The following is a 22,025-nucleotide window of genomic DNA, read 5'->3' on the forward strand; positions in this document are numbered from 1 at the left end:
GGAGAGGGAAATGGCGGGAACCCATGCGGTTGTAACAGGAGGCGGCAGCGGCATCGGCCTTGCGATCGCGCAGGCGCTGGCCGGCGCCGGGCATAGCGTGACCATCATGGGCCGCAGTGTCGCGCGGCTCGACGCGGCGCTCGCCACCGTGCCGGGCGGCCGCGCCATCGCCTGCAACGTCGCCGATCCCGCCGATGTGGCGCGCGCCTTCGCCGATGCGGTGGCCGCCGCCGGGCCCGTCGCCATCCTCGTCAACAATGCCGGGGTCGCGCCGTCCGCGCCCTTCGGCAGGATCAGCCTCGCCGATTGGCGCCAGTGCATCGACATCAACCTGATGGGCGCCGTCCATGCGATCGGCCAGGTCGTCGAACCGATGAAGGCGCTGCCGTCGGCGCGGATCATCAACATGGCCAGCACCGCCGCGCTGAAGGGCTATGGCTATGTCACCGCCTATGCGGCGAGCAAGCATGCGCTGCTGGGCCTCACCCGTTCGCTCGCGCTCGAACTGGCGGGTTCGGCCATCACCGTCAACGCGATCTGCCCCGGCTTCGCCGATACCGAGATCATCCGCGATTCCGTGGCCCGCATCGTCGAAAAAACCGGGCGAACGGAGGCGCAGGCGCTTGCCAGCTTCACCGCCGCCAATCCGCAGGGCCGGCTGATCGCCCCGGACGAGGTGGCCGGCGCGGTGCTCTGGCTGATTTCCGATGCCGCCCGTTCGGTGACCGGCCAGGCGATCGCCGTCGCCGGTGGAGAGGTGATGTGAACGACGCGCCCCATTCCAAGCTGTCGCTGCGTCTGTGGCTGCGCCTCTTGTCCTGTTCGACCGTGATCGAGAAGCGCATTCGCCAGCGGCTGATCGACGAATTCGATACCACCCTGCCCCGCTTCGACGTGCTGGCGACGCTCAATCGCGCGCCGGAGGGAATGACGATGGGCGAACTGACCACGGCGCTGCTCGTTTCCGGCGGCAATGTCACGACCGTCGTCTCCCGCCTGATCGAGGACGAATATGTGGAGCGCGTCGCCAATCCCACCGATCGCCGCAGCATCACCGTGCGACTGACCAAGCGTGGCGCCATCGATTTCCGCGCCATGGCCGACGCGCATGAAGCGTGGATCGAAAGCTATCTCGCCGATCTGGGCGACGCCGATATCGAAGCGTTGCTGGACGGCCTCAACCGCGTGCGCGCATCCGTCGAGAGGAACAAGCCATGACGTTCGATCCCACCAGCTTTGCGCCCGCGCACTTCCGCTGGGCCTTTGCCGACGGCGTGGCGACCGTCACCATCGACAAGCCATCGCAGAAGAACCCGCTCACCTTCGAAAGCTATGCGGAACTGCGCGATACCTTCCGCGCGCTCGTCTATGTGCCGGCGGTGAAGGTGGTCGTGATCACCGGCGCCGAGGGCAATTTCTGCTCGGGCGGCAATGTTCACGACATCATCGGCCCGCTGACGAAGATGGCGATGCCCGAACTGTTGGCCTTCACCCGCATGACCGGCGATCTGGTGAAGGCGATCCGCGGCTGCCCGCAGCCCGTGATCGCCGCGATCGACGGGGTGTGCGCGGGCGCCGGTGCGATCATCGCCATGTCCGCCGATCTGCGCATCGCCACCCCCCGCGCCAGGACCGCCTTCCTGTTCACCCGCGTCGGCCTGGCCGGCTGCGACATGGGCGCCTGCGCGATCCTGCCGCGCATCATCGGCCAGGGCCGCGCGTCCGACCTGCTCTATACCGGCCGCGCGCTCGGCGCCGAGGAAGGCGAACGCTGGGGCTTCCACAACCGGCTGGTCGAACCCGAAGCGCTGCTCGACGAGGCGCTCGCCACCGCCCGCGCGCTGGCGGCGGGGCCAACCTTCGCCCATGGCATGACCAAGACCCAGCTCAACATGGAATGGAACGTCTCCCTCGAAACCGCGATCGAGATGGAGGCGCAGGCGCAGGCGATCTGCATGCAGACGCAGGATTTCACCCGCGCCTACGACGCCTTCGTCGCCAAGCAGCAGCCGGTGTTCGAAGGAAACTGACGATGGCGGACACGAGCTTCCTCGACTGGCCGTTCCTCGACCAGCATCACCGCGACCTCCACGCCCGTCTTTCGACATGGTGCGTGGCGCATGACGGCCAGCTCCACCATGAGACGGGCGATGTGGAGGCTGACTGCCGCGCGCTCGTCAAGCTGCTCGGCAAGGCCGGCTGGCTGCGCCTTGCGGTGCCGGCGGCGCATGGCGGCCTGACCGAGAAGCTCGACGTCCGCTCGCTCTGCCTTGCCCGCCAGACGCTCGGCTATCATTCGGGCCTCGCCGATTTCGCCTTCGCCATGCAGGGGCTGGGCACGGGCGCGATCAGCCTGTTCGGTTCCGACGCGATCAAGGAACGCTATCTGCGCAAGGTGGCGCGCGGCGAACTGATCGCGGGCTTCGCCTTGTCCGAACTGGAGGCGGGATCGGACGTCGCCGCGATGGCGACCAGCGCGACGAAAGTCGATGGCGGCTATCTGATCAACGGCGAAAAGACGTGGATCTCGAACGGTGGGATCGCGGACATCCTCACCCTGTTCGCCCGCACCGGCGGCGCGCCGGGCGCCAAGGGGCTTTCCGCCTTCGCCTTCTCCACCGACACGCCGGGGTTCGAGGTGGTGGAGCGGATCGACGTGATCGCGCCCCACCCGCTGGCGACTTTGCGCTTCACCGATTGCTTCGTCCCCGACAATCATCTGATCGGTGGCGAGGGCGATGGTTTCCGCATCGCCATGGCGACGCTGGACGTGTTCCGCTCGACCGTGGGCGCCGCCGCGCTCGGCTTCGCCCGCCGCGCAGCGGACGAGGCGCTGGAGCGTGCATCCACCCGCCAGCTGTTCGGCAAGCCGCTTGCCGATCTGCAACTGACGCAGGCCGCCCTTGCCGATATGGCGCTGGGCATCGACGCCAGCCAGCTCCTCATCCTGCGCGCCGCCTGGGCCAAGGATCGCGGGCAGGAGCGCGTGACGCGCGAAGCCGCGATGGCCAAGCTCCACGCGACCGACGGCGCGCAACAGATCATCGATCAGGCCGTCCAGATCTTCGGCGGCATGGGCGTGAAAAGCGGCACCATGGTCGAGCGGCTCTATCGCGAGATCCGCGCGCTGCGCATCTACGAAGGCGCCAGCGAAGTTCAGAAGGTGGTGATCGCCCGCGCGGCGCTCGCCGCCCATCAGGCCGGGAAATAAGGGAACAACATATGCGCACGCTGCAACCGGCCGGCTGGCCGCGCCCCAAGGGCTATTCCAACGGCATCGAGGCATCGGGCCGCACCATCTTCGTCGCCGGGCAGATCGGCTGGGACGAAACCGAAACCTTCCACGCGAAGGATTTTGCCGGCCAGTTCGAACAGGCCCTGCGCAACATCCTTGCCGTGCTGGCCGAAGCGGAGGCCGGGCCGGAACATATCGTCCGCCTCACCTGGTTCATCACCGACAAGCAGGCCTATCTGGCGGATGCCCGGCGCGTTGGCGAAATCTATCGCACGGTGATGGGGCGCAACTATCCGGTGATGTCGGTGGTCGAGGTCCGCGCGCTGATGGAGGACGAGGCCCTGGTCGAGATCGAGGCGACCGCCGTCCTGCCCTGAGCGCGTCCCCTCAGCGATAATCCCGCGCGGCACCGTCGAGCATGGCCTTCAGCGCCGCCGCGTCGTGCCAGCGGCCGTCGACCATCACCCCCAGCGGGCGGCGGAGCGTGGCCAGATCGTCGAGCGGATTGGCCGCGCTCAGCACCAGATCGGCGCGTGCGCCCGGCACGATCACGCCACCCTGCGGCTCGCCCAGCGTGCGGGCAAGGAAGGCGCCCGGCATCCGCGTCGCGGTCGACAGCGCCTGAAAGCGCGTGAGCCCCGCCTGTTCCAGCGCGGCGAGATTGTCGTGGAGTGAAAATCCCGCGCCGACGCAGGGGATGGCCGGTGCGTCGGTGCCGGCCAGCAATTCGACGTCGGCATCGGCCATCGCCTTCAGCATCCGTTGCAGGAAGGCGTAACGCGCGCTGAGATCGGCGGTCTTGCGGACATAGTTGCTGCGCTGCCAGGCCAGGCGTTCCGCCGGCGCCACGAATGCGGCCTCTGGCGCGGCAAGGCAGGCGGCGATCCGTTCGGGATGGCCGATGGCGCGCATGATGCTGCCATAGGTGATGAGATCCGCCCCCACCGCGGCATGGTGCCGGCGCACCAGCGCGATCGCATCGCCAATGCGGCCGATCGGCGGCGGCGCATCGCCCTGCTCCGATCCCGGCGGGGCGAAGAAGGTGTAGAAAAGCTCCTCGGCATGGGCGATGAGCACCTGCCCCTGCGCAAGCTGCGCGGCGAGGCCGACCTTGGTGACGCCATGGCCCACCACCGGCAGCCCCTGCCGCCGCGCCTCATCCGCCACGGCCGCGAACACGTCCGCCGCCAGATTGTTATAGACCTTGATGAGCCGGTAGCCGTTGGTTTTGGCGAGCCCCACCGCCGCGCGCGCCTCCGCCGGGGTGGTGACGGTGAAATGGCCATATTCTGGCGAGCCATCGACGATGAAGGCGTTGAACACGCGCGGCCCAACCAGACGCCCTTGATTCGCCGCCGGCGTTGTGCGCCCGACGAAACCGGCGCGCGCATCACCCATATTGGCGATCGTGGTGACGCCGTTGGCGAGATAGACGGGCAGATCGTCACGCGTGTCCGAATGGACGTGCATGTCGGCCAGCCCCGGTGAAAGCCATAGCCGGCCGCCCCCTTTCACCAGCTCAGCCGTGGCCGGTGGCACCAGCTTCGCGCCGATCGCCACGATCCGGCCATCGCGAACCAGGACGGTCTGATCGCGCAGCACATGATCGCGATCCATCGGCACCAGATTGACCCGGAAGAACACGACGTCGCGGGCCGCGGCGGGCACGGCCGCCGCAAAAAGCAGAAGCACCGCAATGGCTTTGAGCGCGCGGATCATGTCGTCCGCTATAGCCGGACGACAAGGGGCAGCGAAAGCCGGCCCCTCAGCCCACCGCGCTCCGGCGGCGTCAGCCCCGTCCGCCGCCAGCCTTGATCCACCCGTCGACCTTCGCTTCCAGCACCGCCATCGGCAGCGCGCCGGTATCGAGCACCTGATGGTGATAGCCGCGAATGTCGAACTTCGCCCCCAGCGCCTTGGCGGAACGCTCACGCAACTCACGGAACTTCAGTTCGCCGATCTTGTAGGCGCAGGCCTGCCCCGGATAGGAGATGTAGCGATCGATCTCGACCGCCACGTCGCGCGGCGCCATCGACGTGTTGTCGAGCATATAGTCGATCGCCTGTTGCCGGCCCCAGCGCTTGGCATGGATGCCCGTATCGACGACGAGGCGGACGGCGCGCAGCATCTCCATGTCGAGATGGCCGAACCACTGCATCGGATCGGTGAACATGCCGAGTTCCGGCCCCAGCGATTCCGCATAGAGGCCCCAGCCCTCGGTATAGGCCGTCGCCTGCCCGTTGCGCAGCAGCGGCGGCAGCTTGGCGTTTTCCTGCGCCAGCGTCAGCTGGAAATGATGCCCGGGAATCCCTTCATGCAGAGTCAGCGTTTCCAGGGTCGGGATCGGCCGGGTGTTGAGCATCGACATGTTGAAGAACAGGATGCCCGGCGAAACGCCGTCGGGTGGGCCAGGCCGATAATAGCCGGTGCCGCGCTGATCGCCGAGCGCGGGCAGCGGGCGCACCTCGAACGGGGCCTTCGGCCGATCGTGGAACAAGGTCGGGATGCCCGGCCAGATCTTCGCCTCGATCGCCTTGAACCGGGCAAGCAGGTCTTCCGGCCGGGTATAATAATATTTCGGGTCGGTGCGGACATGTTCGAAAAACGCCTTGAGGTCACCCTGGAAGCCAACCTTGGCGCGCACCGCTTCCATCTCGCCACGGATGCGCGCGACTTCGCTCAGGCCCAGCGCGTGAATATCCTCGGCCGAACGGGTCGTGGTCGTATGGCGGGCGAGATCGCGGGCGTAGAGCGCCGCGCCATCCTTCATCGCCCAGCGGCCGGGCGCATCGGTCGCCGCCGGCAAATAGGTGTCGCGCAGATAGGATTGCCAGAGCCGATAGCCGGGATAGACCTTGCCGGCGATCATCGCGCGATAGGCGGCAGCGAAGCGCTGGCGATCGGCCGCGCCGATGCTGGCGGGCATGCGCTTGATCGCGGCGTAGAAGGGGCTTTCCTCCACCGGCAGCTTCAGCATCGCATCCACCTGCGCCAGCACGTTGGCGACGATGATCTTCGGCTGGACATAGCCTTCGGCCAGTCCGCGCTTCAGCTGGACGACATTATTCTCAAGGAAGTCGGCAAAGCCCGCGAGGCGCTGGAGCCCGCGCTCATAATCGGCCGCGTTGGCGAAGGGCGCGCCCGCCCCCGACACGAAATCGGGAAATTCGACCTGCAACCCGAACGACGCGTCGAGCGGCGCCTTGCGCTGGACTTCGAACAGCCCGCTTTCGAACAGTTCCAGCGTCTGGCGCGTGCGATAATCGAACACGTCATATGCGATGCGATCTTCCGCCGGCAGCGCGGCCCGGTCGATCCTGCCCAGTTCGGCCAGTTCGCTTTGCTTGTTGGCGCGCAGCGTGCGGGCATAGCTTTCGGAAACCGGATCGACGAACACCGCCGTCCCCGGCTTGCCCTTGCCGGCCGCCGCGATCGGATCCAGCGCATCATCGGCGGCGGCACTGTCGTCGAGCAGGCGGCGCAGGCGCAGGGACGCGGCATTGTCCTGCGCCAGCGCGGGTAGCATGGGCATGGCCGCCACGAAGCCCCCCGCCGCCATCAGCCCCATGGCATGGCGCCGCGAAAGGCGCGCCCGTTCGTCCCGCATCTTACCCCCTCATCATCATCAAGCTGATGCCGATCCTGCGCCTGCATTGCCGATTACGGAACAACGTCATGAATAATTTGCGCCCATCGCAACGATATCAGGGCAGGTTGCGCATTGTGCCCGGGCCGCGCAATCCCGCACATTCCGGGCGAAGCCGGGGAAGCGGGTTGCTATGCCCGCTACAGCATATCGAGGGGTCAGCATGAAGATTTCGCGTTTTGCCATCGCTCTTGCCGCGTCGGTCAGCTTTGTCGGGCCGGCCTTTGCGGCGACGACGGCGCTTGTTGGCGGCAATGTCGTGGCGATCGACGGCGGCGCGCCGATCACCGATGCCACCGTGCTGATCGACGGCGAACGCATCGTCCAGGTTGGTCCTTCGGCCTCCGTCGCCGTGCCGGCCGACGCGAAGATCGTGCCGATGAAGGGCAAGTGGCTGATCCCCGGCCTGATGAACATGCACGTCCATCTCGGCCTCAAGCTGCCGAGCGCCACCGGCAACGCGCTGCTCAACGAAACCGACGCCGAAGAAGCGCTGCGCATGGCCGAAAATGCCCGCAAGACGCTGCAGGCGGGCGTCACCACCGTGCGGCTGACGCATGAGGATCATGGCATCGATTTCGCGCTCGATCGGTCGATCAAGGCGGGCGAGGCCGTTGGCCCGCGCATCCAGTCCGCCGGCGAACTGATCGTGCCGACGGGCGGCCACGGCTTCCTAGAAGCGGATGGCGCGGCGGAGTTTTCCAAGGCGGCGCGCACGCAGATCAAGCGTGGCGCCACCTGGATCAAGATCGCTATTTCGGGCGGCATTTCCGACACGCACGGCAGCATCTCCGCCGCACCGATGACCGACGACGAGCTTTCCACGCTGATCGAAGTCGCGCACCGCAACGGCGTGAAGGTGACCGCGCATAACGGATCGACCGAGGCCGCGCTGCAGGCCCTGAAGTTCGGCATCGACTGCTTCGAACATGGCTATCATCTCAACGACGAGGTGCTGAAGCAGATGAAGGCAAAGGGCGTGTGGCTGGTGCCGACCGCGGTGGTCAGCCAGCCCGGCGCCTATGAATTCTACAAGAAGATCGGCTCGCCCGACTGGTATCTCGATCGCGTCGCTTCCACCGGCAAGGACCATTGGGCCATGCTGCAAAAGGCGATCCGCATGAACATCAACATCGCGCTCGGCACCGATCAGTTCCCGTTCGAACCGAATGGCGGCACCACCGCCACCGTGGCCGAGGCCGAGCTTTATGTGAAGGCCGGCATGACCCCGCTGCAGGCGCTGCAGGCAGCAACCATCCAGCCGGCGAAGATGCTGGGCATGGACAAGGATGTCGGCCGCATCAAGGTGGGCCAATATGCCGATATCGTGGCCGTCGATGCCGATCCGACGCAGGACATCGCCGCGCTGCGCACCATCGGATTCGTGATGAAGGGCGGCACCATCTATCGCGACGACGCCAACCCGGCCGAGATCGCGCGGTGAGCTGCGCCTCCCTGATCCGGCGCGCGCTGGTATCGCTGGGCGCGGTGGCCGTCGCCTGCGCGCCCGCCACCGCCTTCGCCCGCGTGACCGCGCTCGTCGGCGGCAATGTCGTCGATCTGTCCGGCAAGGCGCCGATCCGCGATGCCGTGCTGCTGGTCGACGGCGATCGCATCGTCGCGGTCGGCCCGGCCGCGACCACGCCGGTGCCGGCCGATGCCGAAATCGTGCAGATGCGCGGCAAATGGCTCGCACCCGGGCTGATGAACATGCACGTCCATCTCGGCCTCAACCTGCCGGGGGCGGGCCGGCTCTATAATGAAAGCCGCGAGGCGAAGGCGCTTCGCATGCTCGACAACGCGCAGAAGTCGCTCCAGTCCGGCGTCACCACCATCCGCCTGACGGGCGAGGATGGCGGCATCGATTTCGCGGTGAAGAAGGCGATCGACGGCGGCACCTTCGATGGCCCGCGCATCCACACCGCCGGGGAATCGCTGGTCCCCACCGGCGGCCATGGCAAGCTGGAGGTCGACGGCCCGGCCGCCTTCGCCAAGGGCGTGCGCGAACAGGCGAAGCGCGGCGCGACATGGATCAAGCTCGGCATATCGGGCGGCATTTCCGACACGCATGGCGATATCGCCGCCTCCCCCTTCACCGATGCGGAAATGAAGACCGCGATCGAGGTCGCCCACCGCAACGGCCTGAAGGTGACCGGCCATACCGGATCGCCGCAAGCGTCCGAATATGCGCTCGAACAGGGCATCGACTGTTTCGAGCATGGCTATTGGTTCACGCCCGAACTGCTCCAGAAGATGAAGGCCAAGGGCACCTGGTATGTGCCGACCATCGTCGTCAGCCAGAAAGGCGCGCTGGAATTCTACAGGAAGATCGGGTCGCCGCCCTGGTATCTCGAACGCCAGGCATCGGTCGGCAAGGTCCACTGGGAGACGCTGAAATCGGCGATCAAGGCCGGCGTCAACATCGCGCTGGGGTCCGATCAATATCCCTTCGAACCCAATGAAGGCACCACCGCCACCGTGCGCGAGGCCGAACTCTATGCAGAGGCCGGCATGTCATCGGCACAGGCGCTGCGCGCCGCGACGATCGAACCTGCCCGCATGCTCGGCGTCGACAAGGAAGTGGGCGATCTCAAGCCCGGCTATCTGGCCGATATCATCGCGCTCGATGCCGATCCGGCGCAGGACATTCGCGCGCTGCGCTCGATCAGCTTCGTGATGAAAGGCGGCAAGACGGTGCGCGACGACGCCGTGCGCTAAGCGCATTCGCCAGCCGGCATGAAAAAATCGCCGTCGCGGTGTCGGAACCGCGGCGGCGTTTTCGTCTTGAAGGCGGATCAACCCCGGAGAGCGACATGCAACTGACCCCCTATATCTCGTTCAACGGCGAATGCGCCGATGCCTTCCGTTTCTATGAACAGGCGATCGGCGCGAAGAGCCTGATGATGATGACGCACGGCGAAACGCCGGCGGCCGAACATGTGCCGGCCAATTGGCATGGCAAGATCATGCATGCACACCTTGTGCTGTCTGACGGGCAGGATCTGATGGGTTCGGATTCGCCGCCCGAACATCAGGAAAAGCTGGGCGGATTCTCGCTCTCGCTCCACCCGCAGGGCGAGGCGGAGGCCAATCGTCTCTTCGACGCGCTCGTCGCTGGCGGCAGCGTCACCATGCCGCTCCAGCAGACCTTCTGGGCGCACCGCTTCGGCATGCTGGTGGACAAGTTCGGCGTCCGCTGGATGATCAACTGCGAAAAAGCAGGCTGAACCTGTCAGGCGCGTTTCCGGTCCTCCCCAGCCCGCAAACGCGCCGCCGATAATTTGCGCCGTGCGCAACGATCATGACTTTGCAATGCCGTTGCAACAACACTGCAACTAACGGACACTCCCCTTCAAGAGACGCCGCCCAAGCGGCCGGTTCAAAGAAACCCAAAAGGGGTGTCGACGATGAAGAAGCTGACATTGCTTGCCTGCGCCGCTGCTGCCGCGCTTGGCCTGGCAGCGCCGGCACTGGCTGAAAAGCCGGCCGCCGATCCGCTTTCCAAGATGTTCATCTGGTGGAACCAGGCGTTCAAGACGCCCGGCGCCTACACGGCTGAAAACTTCGCCCGGCATTTCACGCCGGATGCGACACTGACGCTGGAAGGCCGCACCGTCATCAACGGCGTCGACCAGTGGGCGACGCATTTCCAGAAGATCCAGGCCAGCGGCGCCGACGTCGAAATCGTCGTTCCGTTCAAGGAAGTCTTCGAGAAGGACGGCATGATCTACAATTATCATGTCATCCGCTCGCGCCGGAATGGCCAAGTGAGCTGCGCGCTCGCCGCCGGCCATGCGGTGATGCGCGACGGCAAGATCGCGTCGATCACCCTCGTCCGCCACACGCTCGATCCGGCCAGGGAGCCGCTCGATCCGCAGTGCTGGACGAAATGAACGCATGACGGGCACGCCCCAGGCAGGGCGCGTCCAGGAGAGGTTTTGAAAACTTGAATGCCGTGGCCCAGGGCACGCGGCACGCGATGGGGGTTTGTAGAATGATGGGTGTTAAGACGCATGAAGGCATGGGCCGCTTTTTTGGCCGTACTGCCCTGATCGCACTGGCCGCGGGCATCGCCGCGACGCCGGCCGCCGCGCAGGATACCGCCGGTGCTGCCGCCGCGGACGATATCGTCGTCACCGCGCAGCGCCGCGCGGAATCGATCCAGAGCGTGCCGATTTCGATCACGGCCGTCACCTCGGACACGCTGAAGAAGCAGAATGTGCAGAGCGTCGAAGACTATTTCGCGCTCACGCCCAACGTCAGCTTCCAGTCCAACGGCTCGCGCGACCGCAAGGATCTCGCCATCCGCGGCATTTCCAACCAGCTCAATCCCTATGCGGACGTCCGTCAGGCGACCTACGCGCTCTACATCGACGACTTCAACGTCTCGGCCGCGACCAGCAACCCGCAGATCGTCGATCTCGAACGGATCGAAATCCTGCGCGGGCCGCAGGGCACCTATTTCGGCCGCAACTCGGTGGGTGGCGCGATCAACGTCAGCACCAAGAAGCCGGTCAACGAGTTCGAGGGTGAAATCGAGCTCGATTATTCGAGCTTCGACACCAAGCGCGTGCAGGGTGCTCTGAACGTGCCCGTGATCGACGGCGTGCTCGCCGTCCGCGCGTCGGGCCAGTATGAAAAGTCCGACGGCAATATCGAGAATATCAACCCGATCGGCGGCGGCAACGACAGCAAGTTCTACACCGGCCGCATCCAGGCCCGCTTCACGCCGACCGACAACATCACCTGGGACTTCCTCTACAATTATTCGAACGAAAAGGTCGGGATGCGCGCCGGCGTGCCGACCGGCTTCGTCACCCGCACCTGGGCGGGCGCCTATTACGGCCAGCCGGCCGGCTATGTCGGCGATCCGGACGGCGTCGGCTTCTTCCCGGAAAATGACGACAAGGTGAACTTCAACCGGCCCCAGAAGGTCGGCACCAAATATGATTATATGACGTCGCGTCTGCAGTGGGATCTCGATCTCGCGACGCTGACCGCCGTCGTCGGCCACCTCAAGGCCGATGTGTTCAACTATGGCGACGTCGATGGCGGCAGCCGCGACTTCTTCTACGAAGACCTGAAGCTCACCCGCAAGTCGACCAGCGGTGAAGTCCGCCTGCAATCGAACGGCAAGAACTTCCTCGATTGGAGCATCGGCACCGCCTACGGCAAGGATTCGGGCTTCACCAACCAGAGCACCTATAACGGCGCCGAGGTCACCTTCGCCTGCCCCGGCGGCCTGCCGTGCGAGGGCCTGGAGGTGACCGGCCTCGATTCCGACAGCACCACGCGCTACTTCGCGCTGTTCGGCCAAGGCACGCTGAACTTCACCGATCGCCTGGCCTTCACGGCGGGCATCCGTTATTCGTGGGAAAAGACGAGCAATCTGTCGGAAACCCGTTCGAACGAGGCCGTGACCGGCGTCAATGATCGTGCGGCATCCTTCGAGGACGTCTCGCCGAAGTTCACGCTCAGCTATCAGGCCACCCCGAGCTGGATGATCTTCGCGACGGCGTCGCGCGGCTTCAAGTCGGGCGGCACGCAGACCAGCACGAGCGCCTTCCTGAAGAACGAGTTCGAGCCGGAAACGCTGTGGAACTATGAACTCGGCACCAAGTTCGATCTGTTCGATCGCCGCGTCCGTATCGACATCACCGGCTTCTACATGGATTGGAAGGACGTCCAGCAGACGATCAACTTCCAGTTCAACGACAACGGCCAGTTCCGCAGCATCAGCGGCATCGCCAACGCGGCGGCCGCCGAAAGCTACGGCATCGAAGGCAGCTTCGACGCGAAGATCACGCCGGAATGGACGCTTTCGGGCCAGGTCGGCTACAACAAGTCGAAGTTCAAGGACTATCCGAACGCGCTGATCAACGGCACGGTGATGGATATTTCGGGCCAGACGCTGGTCAACGCGCCGAAGTGGACGCTGGGCGCGCAGACCCAGTACACCCAGCCGATCACCGATACGCTGGAAGGCTTCGGCCGCCTGGAGTGGAACTATCGCAGCCGCACGCTGTCCCACGCCTTCGGCTATCTCTACACGGACTCGCCCTTCTGGGCGCCCAGCTACAACAATGTGAACGCACGTCTTGGCGTCGAAACCGACGTGTACAACGTCACTTTCTATGTCGAGAACCTGTTCAAGGAAAAATACTACGCCAACGCCTATGACAAGGCGTTCTATTCGGGCGTGCAGGTTGAACCGTCCTATCGCCGCATCGGCGTGAACGTCGGCTACAAGTTCTGACAGGTCCCTTGTGGGGGCGGCTCCCTTTCGGGGGCCGCCCTTGCCTTATGCTTCCCGCGCCCTACCAACATGGCGCATCACCTGACATGCCGGAGAATATCATGATCGACCGTCGTCGCTTTCTGGAGGCCACGGCGGCCGGGGCATTGCTGGGCCTGGCCGGCCCGCGCGCCGCTTTCGCGCAAAGTTCGGCCGATGCCGCGCTGGAAGCGCTGCTCCAGCGCCATGCCGATGCCTATCTCCACCGGTCGCCCGAAGAAGCGACCAGCAACAATTATGATGTCGGCGCCAATGCCGGGCTGCGCGCGCTGCTCGACGATCGCTCGCTCGCCGCCCGCGCCGGGGATCGCGCCGCGATCGCGCAGGCGCTGGCCGATCTGAAGCGCATCAATCGCGCCGCCCTCGGCCAGCGGGCCGCGCTCGATTATGACGTCGCCAGTTTCGTCTATGAAACGCTCACCGATCTGCTTGGCCGCTATGGCTATGTCGACGGCAATCTTCGGCCCAGCCCCTATGTCGTCAGCCAGATGAACGGCGCATATTACTGGCTGCCCGATTTCATCGGTTCCCGCCATCCGATCGAAACGCGGGCCGATGCCGATGCGTGGCTCGCCCGTCTCGCCGCACTTGCCACCGCGCTCGATCAGGAAAGCGATCGTATCCGCCACGATGCCGGCATCGGCGTGGTTCCACCCGCCTTCGTGATCCAGAAGACGATCGCCCAGATCAAGGGCCTGCGCGATGGCGCGCCGCTGCAATCCGCCCTGATCGCGCCGGCGCTGAAGAAGATCGCGGCCAAGGGGCTTGGCGATTATGGCGCGCGCGCCGAAGCGATCTTCCGCGATCGGATCGCGCCGGCCCTCTCCCGCCAGATCGCCGCGCTCGAAGCCGTGGCGCCCAAGGCCGTCGACACCGCCGGCGTGTGGCGCCTGCCCGATGGCGATGCTTATTATGCCGCCTCGGTGCGATCGAACACCACGGCCGACATCGCGCCCGGCGAACTGCACAAGGTGGGCCTTGCCCAGTGCCAGGAACTGATCGCCGAGATCGACACGCTGCTGAAAGCCCAAGGCATGAGCCAGGGCAGCGTCGGCCAGCGGATCGCCGCGCTCAACAAGGATCCGCGCTTCCAGGTTTCGGATGACGATGCCGGCCGCGCCAAGCTGCTGGCGCTCGCCGAATCCTCGCTCAAGGACGTCATTGCCCGGCTGCCGCAGGCGTTCGGCAATGTTTCGGTCAACCCCATCGTCGTCCGCCGCATTCCGCCGGCGATCGAGGCGGGCGCGCCGGGTGCCTTTTATTCGGAAGGCGCGCCGGGCGAGCCGGGCGTCTATTCGCTCAACCTGAAGAACCCGGCCGAGCATGCGACATGGCGGCTGCCGACGCTGACCCACCATGAAGGCGTGCCGGGCCACCATTTCCAGTACAGCGTCCTCGCCCATGCGCCCGAATTGCCGCTGTTCCGCCGGATGGTGCGCTTTTCCGCCTACACCGAAGGCTGGGCGCTCTATGCCCAGCAGGTCGCGGACGAACTGGGCCTGTTCGAAAATAATCCGTTCGGCCGGATCGGCTATCTCCAGTCCGAACTGTTCCGCGCGGCGCGGATCGTGGTCGACACCGGCATCCACCATGAACGCTGGACCAAGGATCAGGCGGTGAAGTGGATGGTCGAAAATGCCGGCGAACAGCCGCTGGCAACCGAACGCGAAGTGACGCGCTACGCCGTCTATCCGGGGCAAGCGTGCAGCTTCAAGGTTGGCGCCAACCGCATCGTCGCCGCGCGCGAGGCCGCGCGCAAGGCGATGGGCGGCGCGTTCGACGTCCGCAAGTTCCACGATCTCGTGCTGGAATCGGGCCCGGTGCCGCTGGCCGTTCTGGAAAAGGCGGTGGCCGGCTGGGCCGCTACTTCGCGCTGATCCCGTCAAGATTGTCCTGGAGCCGGCCGATCAGGCCGACCAGGCGATCGAAATCGCGGGCGGAAAAGCCGCGGATCAGCTCCGCATAAACGGGCGCGGTGATGGTGCGGGCCTGGGCGAGCATTTCCTCCCCGGCCGGTGCCAGGAACACATCGGTGACGCGCGCATCCTCGGCATTGGGGGCGGTGGTGACGAGCCCCGCCTTCCCCATGCGTTCGATGATCCGCATCATCGTCGACAGGTTGATCACGGCGGCATCCGCGATGCGGCCGATGCTGCGGGGCGAACCTTCGCCGAGGATCATCAGCACCCGCCACGCCGGCACTTCCAGGCCGATGGTGCGCAGCCGGGAATCGATCAGGCCGTTATAGCGGCTGACCGCGCGATTGAGCAGGTAGAAGGGATATTTGTCGAGCTGGAAGGCGCCCGTTCCGGGATCGCCCAGCTTGCGGTTGTCGATGTCATTTGCCGCCATATTACCCCTCAATTCATTGCTGGCCAGGCAACGATATAATGGTTGCATATGCAAGTGAATATGACATTCTGGCCTGCATAAACAGCCGGAGAGCGCGCAATGGCCAGCAATGCCAGCCAGACATTAGGGGATTTCACGCAGGCGATCGCGAACGGCGCGATCCGCACGATCGACCTGACCCAGACCCTGTCGCCCGACACGCCCACTTTGGTGCTGCCGCCGGAGTTCGGCCAGTGCAGCCCGTTCGTGGTGGAAGAGATCAGCCGCTATGACGAGCGCGGCGTCGCCTGGTACTGGAACAACTTCACGGTGAGCGAGCATACCGGCACGCATTTCGACGCGCCGGTGCATTGGGTGACGGGCAAGGATTTGCCCAACAATGCGGTGGACACCGTGGCGCCGGCCGATTTCGTGGCGCCGGCCGTCGTGATCGACATTTCCGCCAAATGCGCCGCCGATCCCGATTATTTGCTGACCGTGGCCGATATCGAGGCGTGGGAAGCGGAGCATGGCCGTATCCCGCCGCGCCACTGGATCCTGCTGCGCACCGACTGGTCGAAGCGTTCGGTGGACGATTACACCAACCGCCGCGAAGATGGCGCCCACACGCCCGGCCCGTCGACCGAGGCCGTGCAGTTCCTGGTCGACGAGCGCGCCGCCCATGGCCTTGGCGTCGAAACGATCGGCACCGATGCCGGACAGGCGCACCTGCTCAACCCGCCCTACCCCGCGCACACCCTGTTCCACGCGGCCGGCCGTTATGGCCTGCAATGCCTGGAAAATCTGGATCAGCTTCCGGCCACGGGCGCCGTGATCGTGGCCGCGCCGCTCAAGATCAAGGGCGGTTCGGGCAGCCCGTTGCGCGTCCTCGCGCTGGTGGCGGGTTGATGATGAATCCTCTCTCTCCGTTCATCCCGAGCGAAATCGATAGATCGCCCGAGCGCAGACGAGGGCTTCTCGACTACGCTCGAAGGGGTGTCTCGACGTCGCTCGCCACAAACGGATTGGGGGAAATGGTGACACGCCATGGCTGAGCGTTCGTTCAAGAAGGAAGTCGAGAAGCTGCGCATCGGCGACGGCGGCACGTTCGAGGGTGAAGGCATCCTGGCCGTCACCAAGGGGCTGTTGCAGGCCGGCGTCGCCTATGTGGGCGGTTATCAGGGATCGCCGATCAGCCATTTGATGGACGTGTTCGCCGATGCCGATCCGCTGCTGAAGGAACTCGGCGTCCATTTCGAAACGAGCGCGAGTGAGGCGACGGCGGCGGCGATGCTGGCGGCATCGGTGAATTACCCGCTGCGCGGCGCGGTGGCGTGGAAATCGGTGGTCGGCACCAACGTGGCGTCCGATGCGCTGTCCAACGTCGCGTCGGGCGGCGTCACCGGTGGCGCGCTGGTGATCGTCGGCGAAGATTATGGCGAAGGTTCCTCGATCATGCAGGAACGGACGCATGCGTTTGCGATGAAATCGCAGATGTGGCTGCTCGATCCGCGCCCTAACCTCACCAGCATCGTCGACATGGTGGAAAAGGGCTTCGAGCTTTCGGAAGCATCGAACACGCCGGTGATGCTGGAATTGCGCGTGCGCGCCTGCCACGTCACCGGCAAGTTCACCGCCAAGGACAATGTGCGCCCGGCGATGACCGTGGCCGACGCCGCCAACAACCCCAATCGCGATACCGACCGCATCGTGCTGCCGCCCGCCAATTTCCTGCACGAGGTGGAGAAGATCGAGAAACGCTGGCCGGCGGCGGTGAACTTCGTCCGCGACCGGCGGCTCAACGAACGCTTCGGCCCGGCCGCGGGCGACGTGGGCATCATCGTGCAGGGCGGACTGTTCAATACGCTGAACCGCGCGCTGGAACTGATCGGCCTGTCCGACGCCGAGGGCAATGCGCAGGTTCCGATCTATTGCCTGAACGTCACCTACCCGCTGGTGCCGGAGGAAGTGACCGCTTTCTGCCGTGGCAAATCGGCCGTGCTGATCGTCGAGGAAGGCCAGCCCGAGTTCATCGAGCATGAGCTGAACACGATGCTGCGCAAGGCCGACCTGCAGACCCGGATCATCGGCAAGGACGTGCTGCCGCGTGCCGGCGAATATTCGGGCGCGGTGCTGCGCGACGGGGTGGCGAAGTTCCTGCGCGCATGGGCGCCGGACATCGCCCCGCCCGAAGCTGCGCTCCCCACCCCGAACGTGACACCCAGCGAAATCCCGCAGCGCCCCGCCGGTTTCTGCACGGGCTGCCCCGAACGGCCGATCTTCACCGCGATGAAGCTGGTCGAGCGCGAACTGGGGCCGAGCCATGTGTCTGCCGACATCGGCTGCCACCTGTTTTCGATCCTGCCGCCCTTCAACATCGGCAACACGACAATGGGCTATGGCCTTGGGCCGGCCGGCGCATCCGCGTTCCGACCGGAGGGCAAGCGCGCCATCGCAATCATGGGCGATGGCGGTTTCTGGCATAACGGCCTGACGTCCGGCATCGGCAATGCCGTGTTCAACAAGGACGACACCGTTACGCTGATCGTCGACAACGGCTATTCGGCGGCCACCGGCGGGCAGGACATTCTTTCATCGCGCGCGACCAATCCGGTGCGGACGACCAACCACCCGATCGAGCGCGCGGTGCGCGGCGTAGGTGCCGATTGGGTGCGGACGATCGACCGCACCTATGACATCGAGCGGATGCGCGACACGCTGAAGGAAGCGCTGACGACCGAGACCAAGGGCCCGAAGGTCATCGTCGCATCGTCGGAATGCATGCTGAACCGCCAGCGGCGCGAAAAGCCGATCAAGGCCAGGGCGATGAAGGAGGGCAAGCGCGTGGTGCGCGAGCGTTTCGGCGTCGACCCCGACACCTGCACCGGCGACCATAGCTGCATCCGCCTTTCGGGCTGCCCGTCGCTGACGATCAAGCCCAATCCCGATCCGCTGCGCCGCGATCCCATCGCGCATGTCGACAATAGCTGCGTCGGCTGCGGCCTGTGCGGCGAGGCGAGCCATGCCGCCGTGCTGTGCCCGAGCTTCTACCGCGCGAGCATCGTCAGCAATCCGAGCGGGTGGGACAGGTTCAAGGATCGCGTGCGCGGCGCGCTGATCGGCTGGATGCAGCGCCGCATGGATGTGGCGCGCGCGGCGAGGGCATTTTGATGGTTGGCTTCTCCCCCTCGACCGTCATTCCCGCGAAGGCGGGAAGCCATATTGGCGAACGTTGCGACTCTATCGAAAGCGCATGGGTTATGGATCCCCGCCTTCGCCGGGATGACGAGAAGCTTGTGGCGAAGGGAGTGGCCGCATGAGCCGCGAACGCATCACCCTCGCCATCCTCGCACTCGGCGGACAGGGCGGCGGCGTGCTGGCCGACTGGATTCTCGACCTCGCCAAGCATCAGGACTGGCGCGCGCAGGGCACGTCGGTTCCCGGCGTCGCGCAGCGAACCGGGTCGACCGTCTATTATGTCGAGATGGTGCCCGAAGCGGTGGCTACCGATCCGGTGCTGGCGCTGATGCCGGTGCCGGGCGACGTCGACATCGTGATCGCATCCGAACTGATGGAGGCGGGCCGCGCGATCCTGCGCGGGTTCGTCACCAAGGACCGCACCACGCTGATCGGATCGACGCACCGCATCTACGCCGTGTCCGAAAAGTCCGCCATGGGCGACGGCCGCGCGTCGAGCGAGCGGATCGCCGCCGCGTGCCAGGAACGTGCCCGGCGCTTCATCGGCTTCGACATGGATGCCGTGACCGAGGCTTCGGGCAGCGTGATCAGTTCGATCATGTTCGGCGCGCTGGCGGGCAGCGGCGCCCTGCCCTTCCCGCGCGCGGCGTTCGAGGATGCGATCCGCGCCAGCAAGATCGCGGTGGAGGCCAATCTGCGCGGCTTCGAGGCCGGTTTCCAGGCGGCGGGCGCGGGCAAGATCGTGCTGCCGCCGGTGGCGACGGCCGACGCGCCGGTGCCGACCAGCACGGCGGGCCGCGCGCTTGCCCATCGCGTCGGCACCCTGCCCATCGCCGCCCATGCCAATGCGCTGCACGGCGTGGCCCGGCTGATGGACTATCAGGACGCAGCCTATGCCGATCTCTATCTCGACCGGCTGGCGCCGATCGCCGCGATCGGCGATGCGGAGCTGGCGGCCGAAACGGCGCGGCATCTGGCGCTGTGGATGAGCTATGAGGACACGGTGCGCGTGGCCGACCTGAAGGTGCGCGCCAGCCGGTTCGATCGGGTGCGCAAGGAAGTGCGCGCGAAGGACGACCAGATTCTGGGCGTGACCGAGTTCATGCACCCGCGCCTGCGCGAGATTTGCGAAACGCTGCCCGCCGGGATCGGCCGGTGGATCTGGGAAAGCCCGCGCCTTGCGCGGATGCTGGAACCGCTGTTCCGCAAGGGCCGGCATGTCGAAACGACCAGCCTGCGCTGGTTCCTGATGCTGCGCCTGCTGGCGGGGCTGCGGCGTTTTCGCCGATCGAGCCTGCGTTACCATGAGGAGCAGGAGCGGATCGAAGGCTGGCTGGCCGCGATCCGCGAAACGGCGGCGCGCGATACGGCGCTGGCGACCGAAGTGGCGCGCGCGCAGGGGCTGGTGAAGGGTTATGGCGATACGTTCGAGCGCGGACTGGCCAATTTCGCCACGGTGATGGCGGCGGTGGATATTGTCGATGCCGGCGGACTGGCGCGGTTGCGCGCGGCCGCGCTTGCCGACGATAAGGGACAGAAGCTGGCCGCAGAGCTGGCGACAACGGGTACGCAAAGGGCTTCCGCATGAATGACGACAAGGACGCGGGCCGGCGCAGTTATGCGCATCGCTGGCTGCTGCTGATTCCCTTCTTATGGCAGGTGGGCATGCTGCCCTTCGTCAACGATGTCGCCTGGCGCCCCTTTTCGCTGCCCTTCCCGATGGTGTGGCAGATGGCGGGGATCATCCTCACCTCGATCATCCTCGCCATCCTGTTCAAGATCGATCAGGCGCAGGAAGGCCCTGAGCAGGAGGACGTGGCCGCCACCGCCCGCGGCGACCTGCATTGATCCTCGCCCTCACCCTAGCGGTCGTGCTCGGCACGATGGCCGGCGCCATGCTCTATGGCCAGCGGCAGGCGCGCGCCAAGACGATGGCCGAATGGGCCGTCGGCGGGCGCAAGTTCGGCGTGCTGATCTTCTGGTTCCTGAACGCCGGCGAAATCTACACCACCTTCGCGGTGCTCGGCATTTCGGGCTTCGCCTGGGCCTATGGCGCGCCGGCCTATCTGGCTTTCTGCTCGGTCTCGCTTTCGGCGACGCTGGGCTATTGGCTGATGCCGCGCATCTGGGAGGCGGGGCGGCGCTATGATCTCGTCACCCAGGCCGATTTCTTCGCGACGCATTACAAGGCGACGTGGCTGGGCGTGGTGGTCGGCGTATCCGGCATCTGCGCGCTCGTCGTCTATGTGCAAATCCAGATCGTGGCGCTCAGCCTGATCGTGCGGATGACGCTGGGGCCGGACGTGGCGCCGCTGACCGCCGCGCTGATCGCCGCGTCCGTGATGCTCGCCTTCGTCTATGTCGCCGGCCTGCGTTCCGCCGCCTTCGCCGCCGGCGTCAAGGACGTACTGATGGTGCTGATCGTGATCGGCCTGTGCGCCACCGTCGCCAGCAAGGTCGGCGCGGGATCGATGCTCGACGTCTATCGGCTGGCGCAGGATACCCATCCCGGCATCGGCAAATTCCCCGGGCTGGTGCCCGATGCGGGGCTGAGCTCGACCTGGCTGATGACGTCGGCGCTGAACGTGGCGCTGGGCAACTGGATCCTGCCGCACATGTTCCAGCTCTGCTTTTCGGCCGGCAGCAAGGCCACGATCCGCCGCAACGCGATCTGGCAGCCGCTTTATTCGCTATCCTATTTCTTCATCATCCTGATGGGCTTCGCGGCGCTGCTCGCCGGCACCCGGCCAGAAGGTGGCGATACCAATGCCGTGCTGCTGCAGTTCGTGTCGGACAGCTACCCCGCCTGGGCGGTCGGGCTGTTAGCCGGCACCGCCTGCCTGCTGGCGCTGGTGCCGGGATCGGTGCTGCTGCTGACCGCCGGGTCGATCTTCAGCCGCAATGTCGTACGGCCGCTGAAGCCCGACATCAGCGAACGGCAGACGCTGCTCGTCTCGCGCCTGTCGATGGTGGCGTTCGCGGGCGTGGCGGTGTGGCTGACGCTGGGCGGATCGAAGTCGCTCGTCGAAATCGGGCTATCCGCTTATGCCGCGATCGGCATGCTGGCGCCGGGCGTGTTCCTGGCCTTCCTGTGGCCGCGCGCCCATGCGACGGGCGTGTTCATCGGGATCGTCGCCGGCTATATCGCGCTGCTGCTGCCGCAGGCGCAAGCCTTGTGGAACCACATCCTGCCGCAATGGGATCATGGCCTGATCGCCATGGGCGTGGACGCGGCGGTGACGATCCTTGCCTGCCTGCTGCTGCCGGCGCGGCGGCCGTTGCCGGCCGCCGCGACAGCCTGAACCTTCGGCGCCCGATCC

Annotated in this window: 19 protein-coding genes; 16 read left to right on the forward strand and 3 right to left on the reverse strand. The window is 65.8% G+C overall.

Annotated elements, in window-relative coordinates; all coding sequences use genetic code 11:
- Positions 1–10: 10 nt before the first annotated feature.
- From CHB74_RS07330 to CHB74_RS07350, 5 genes are read left to right on the forward strand one after another with little or no spacing between them, the layout of a single operon-like run.
- Positions 11–766 (forward strand): SDR family NAD(P)-dependent oxidoreductase, encoded by a 756-nt coding sequence (locus CHB74_RS07330; protein WP_089218979.1) that lies wholly within the window; start codon positions 11–13, stop codon positions 764–766.
- Positions 763–1,218, forward strand: coding sequence for a MarR family winged helix-turn-helix transcriptional regulator (locus CHB74_RS07335; protein ID WP_089218980.1), 456 nt, complete (start codon positions 763–765; stop codon positions 1,216–1,218). Before CHB74_RS07330 ends, CHB74_RS07335 begins: the two co-directional genes overlap by 4 nt.
- Entirely contained in the window at positions 1,215–2,030 is an 816-nt protein-coding gene (locus tag CHB74_RS07340; protein ID WP_089218981.1) for an enoyl-CoA hydratase family protein, read from the forward strand. The genes CHB74_RS07335 and CHB74_RS07340 overlap by 4 nt, the downstream gene beginning before the upstream one ends.
- Before the next feature lie 2 nt (positions 2,031–2,032).
- The gene (locus CHB74_RS07345; protein WP_089218982.1) at positions 2,033–3,211 is read left to right on the forward strand and encodes an acyl-CoA dehydrogenase family protein; all 1,179 of its coding nucleotides are present in this window, start codon (positions 2,033–2,035) and stop codon (positions 3,209–3,211) included.
- 11 nt (positions 3,212–3,222) lie between these two features.
- The gene (locus tag CHB74_RS07350) at positions 3,223–3,612 is read left to right on the forward strand and encodes a RidA family protein (RefSeq protein ID WP_089218983.1); all 390 of its coding nucleotides are present in this window, start codon (positions 3,223–3,225) and stop codon (positions 3,610–3,612) included.
- 10 nt (positions 3,613–3,622) lie between these two features.
- Here CHB74_RS07350 and CHB74_RS07355 read toward each other — a convergent pair whose 3' ends face one another.
- Entirely contained in the window at positions 3,623–4,954 is a 1,332-nt protein-coding gene (locus CHB74_RS07355) for an amidohydrolase family protein (RefSeq protein WP_089218984.1), read from the reverse strand.
- Between the two features lie 70 nt (positions 4,955–5,024).
- Entirely contained in the window at positions 5,025–6,842 is a 1,818-nt protein-coding gene (locus tag CHB74_RS07360; RefSeq protein WP_089218985.1) for a DUF885 domain-containing protein, read from the reverse strand.
- A gap of 202 nt (positions 6,843–7,044) precedes the next feature.
- On the opposite strand from CHB74_RS07360, the gene CHB74_RS07365 reads away from it, so the two are divergent.
- The 6 genes from CHB74_RS07365 to CHB74_RS07390 all read left to right on the forward strand — a co-directional run bounded on the left by CHB74_RS07365 (position 7,045) and on the right by CHB74_RS07390 (position 15,053).
- Positions 7,045–8,325: an amidohydrolase family protein gene (locus tag CHB74_RS07365; protein ID WP_089218986.1), complete on the forward strand. Its 1,281-nt coding sequence runs from the start codon at positions 7,045–7,047 to the stop codon at positions 8,323–8,325.
- Positions 8,322–9,599, forward strand: coding sequence for an amidohydrolase family protein (locus CHB74_RS07370; protein WP_144033744.1), 1,278 nt, complete (start codon positions 8,322–8,324; stop codon positions 9,597–9,599). The genes CHB74_RS07365 and CHB74_RS07370 overlap by 4 nt, the downstream gene beginning before the upstream one ends.
- Before the next feature lie 95 nt (positions 9,600–9,694).
- A complete protein-coding gene (locus CHB74_RS07375; protein ID WP_089218987.1) occupies positions 9,695–10,108 on the forward strand; it encodes a VOC family protein in 414 nt (137 codons plus the stop codon).
- Between the two features lie 180 nt (positions 10,109–10,288).
- The gene (locus CHB74_RS07380; protein WP_089218988.1) at positions 10,289–10,774 is read left to right on the forward strand and encodes a hypothetical protein; all 486 of its coding nucleotides are present in this window, start codon (positions 10,289–10,291) and stop codon (positions 10,772–10,774) included.
- Between the two features lie 101 nt (positions 10,775–10,875).
- On the forward strand, positions 10,876–13,137 hold the full coding sequence (locus CHB74_RS07385; RefSeq protein WP_179220748.1) for a TonB-dependent receptor: 2,262 nt from the start codon (positions 10,876–10,878) through the stop codon (positions 13,135–13,137).
- Positions 13,138–13,238: 101 nt separating this feature from the next.
- Positions 13,239–15,053, forward strand: a complete 1,815-nt coding sequence (locus tag CHB74_RS07390; RefSeq protein WP_245842722.1) for a DUF885 domain-containing protein — start codon at positions 13,239–13,241, stop codon at positions 15,051–15,053.
- Here CHB74_RS07390 and CHB74_RS07395 read toward each other — a convergent pair.
- The gene (locus CHB74_RS07395) at positions 15,040–15,528 is read right to left on the reverse strand and encodes a MarR family winged helix-turn-helix transcriptional regulator (RefSeq protein WP_089218991.1); all 489 of its coding nucleotides are present in this window, start codon (positions 15,526–15,528) and stop codon (positions 15,040–15,042) included. The two genes, CHB74_RS07390 and CHB74_RS07395, sit on opposite strands and share 14 nt — an antisense overlap.
- Positions 15,529–15,627: 99 nt before the next feature.
- Between CHB74_RS07395 and CHB74_RS07400 the strand changes: the two genes are divergently transcribed.
- The 5 genes from CHB74_RS07400 to CHB74_RS07420 all read left to right on the forward strand — a co-directional run bounded on the left by CHB74_RS07400 (position 15,628) and on the right by CHB74_RS07420 (position 22,007).
- Entirely contained in the window at positions 15,628–16,416 is a 789-nt protein-coding gene (locus CHB74_RS07400) for a cyclase family protein (RefSeq protein ID WP_089218992.1), read from the forward strand.
- Positions 16,417–16,554: 138 nt separating this feature from the next.
- Positions 16,555–18,678, forward strand: a complete 2,124-nt coding sequence (locus CHB74_RS07405) for a ferredoxin family protein (protein WP_089218993.1) — start codon at positions 16,555–16,557, stop codon at positions 18,676–18,678.
- A 145-nt stretch (positions 18,679–18,823) separates the two neighbouring features.
- A complete protein-coding gene (locus tag CHB74_RS07410) occupies positions 18,824–20,293 on the forward strand; it encodes an indolepyruvate oxidoreductase subunit beta family protein (RefSeq protein WP_089218994.1) in 1,470 nt (489 codons plus the stop codon).
- Positions 20,290–20,553: a DUF3311 domain-containing protein gene (locus CHB74_RS07415; RefSeq protein WP_089218995.1), complete on the forward strand. Its 264-nt coding sequence runs from the start codon at positions 20,290–20,292 to the stop codon at positions 20,551–20,553. The genes CHB74_RS07410 and CHB74_RS07415 overlap by 4 nt, the downstream gene beginning before the upstream one ends.
- Positions 20,550–22,007, forward strand: coding sequence for a sodium:solute symporter family protein (locus tag CHB74_RS07420; RefSeq protein ID WP_179220749.1), 1,458 nt, complete (start codon positions 20,550–20,552; stop codon positions 22,005–22,007). The genes CHB74_RS07415 and CHB74_RS07420 overlap by 4 nt, the downstream gene beginning before the upstream one ends.
- Positions 22,008–22,025 lie beyond the last annotated feature (18 nt).

Origin of the sequence: Edaphosphingomonas laterariae (assembly GCF_900188165.1) — a bacterium.
Classification (GTDB): Bacteria; Pseudomonadota; Alphaproteobacteria; order Sphingomonadales; family Sphingomonadaceae; genus Sphingomonas_E; species Sphingomonas_E laterariae.

What these genes read in the sequence shown, in the direction of transcription:
- CHB74_RS07330 (WP_089218979.1), top strand. Translation starts at nt 11, where the DNA reads ATGGCGGGAACCCATGCGGTTGTAACAGGAGGCGGCAGCGGCATCGGC.
- CHB74_RS07340 (WP_089218981.1), top strand. Translation starts at nt 1,215, where the DNA reads ATGACGTTCGATCCCACCAGCTTTGCGCCCGCGCACTTCCGCTGGGCC.
- CHB74_RS07390 (WP_245842722.1), top strand. Translation starts at nt 13,239, where the DNA reads ATGATCGACCGTCGTCGCTTTCTGGAGGCCACGGCGGCCGGGGCATTG.
- CHB74_RS07410 (WP_089218994.1), top strand. Translation starts at nt 18,824, where the DNA reads ATGAGCCGCGAACGCATCACCCTCGCCATCCTCGCACTCGGCGGACAG.
- CHB74_RS07400 (WP_089218992.1), top strand. Translation starts at nt 15,628, where the DNA reads ATGGCCAGCAATGCCAGCCAGACATTAGGGGATTTCACGCAGGCGATC.
- CHB74_RS07415 (WP_089218995.1), top strand. Translation starts at nt 20,290, where the DNA reads ATGAATGACGACAAGGACGCGGGCCGGCGCAGTTATGCGCATCGCTGG.
- CHB74_RS07375 (WP_089218987.1), top strand. Translation starts at nt 9,695, where the DNA reads ATGCAACTGACCCCCTATATCTCGTTCAACGGCGAATGCGCCGATGCC.
- CHB74_RS07385 (WP_179220748.1), top strand. Translation starts at nt 10,876, where the DNA reads ATGATGGGTGTTAAGACGCATGAAGGCATGGGCCGCTTTTTTGGCCGT.
- CHB74_RS07360 (WP_089218985.1), bottom strand. Translation starts at nt 6,842, where the DNA reads ATGCGGGACGAACGGGCGCGCCTTTCGCGGCGCCATGCCATGGGGCTG.
- CHB74_RS07350 (WP_089218983.1), top strand. Translation starts at nt 3,223, where the DNA reads ATGCGCACGCTGCAACCGGCCGGCTGGCCGCGCCCCAAGGGCTATTCC.
- CHB74_RS07345 (WP_089218982.1), top strand. Translation starts at nt 2,033, where the DNA reads ATGGCGGACACGAGCTTCCTCGACTGGCCGTTCCTCGACCAGCATCAC.
- CHB74_RS07380 (WP_089218988.1), top strand. Translation starts at nt 10,289, where the DNA reads ATGAAGAAGCTGACATTGCTTGCCTGCGCCGCTGCTGCCGCGCTTGGC.
- CHB74_RS07355 (WP_089218984.1), bottom strand. Translation starts at nt 4,954, where the DNA reads ATGATCCGCGCGCTCAAAGCCATTGCGGTGCTTCTGCTTTTTGCGGCG.
- CHB74_RS07365 (WP_089218986.1), top strand. Translation starts at nt 7,045, where the DNA reads ATGAAGATTTCGCGTTTTGCCATCGCTCTTGCCGCGTCGGTCAGCTTT.
- CHB74_RS07395 (WP_089218991.1), bottom strand. Translation starts at nt 15,528, where the DNA reads ATGGCGGCAAATGACATCGACAACCGCAAGCTGGGCGATCCCGGAACG.
- CHB74_RS07405 (WP_089218993.1), top strand. Translation starts at nt 16,555, where the DNA reads ATGGCTGAGCGTTCGTTCAAGAAGGAAGTCGAGAAGCTGCGCATCGGC.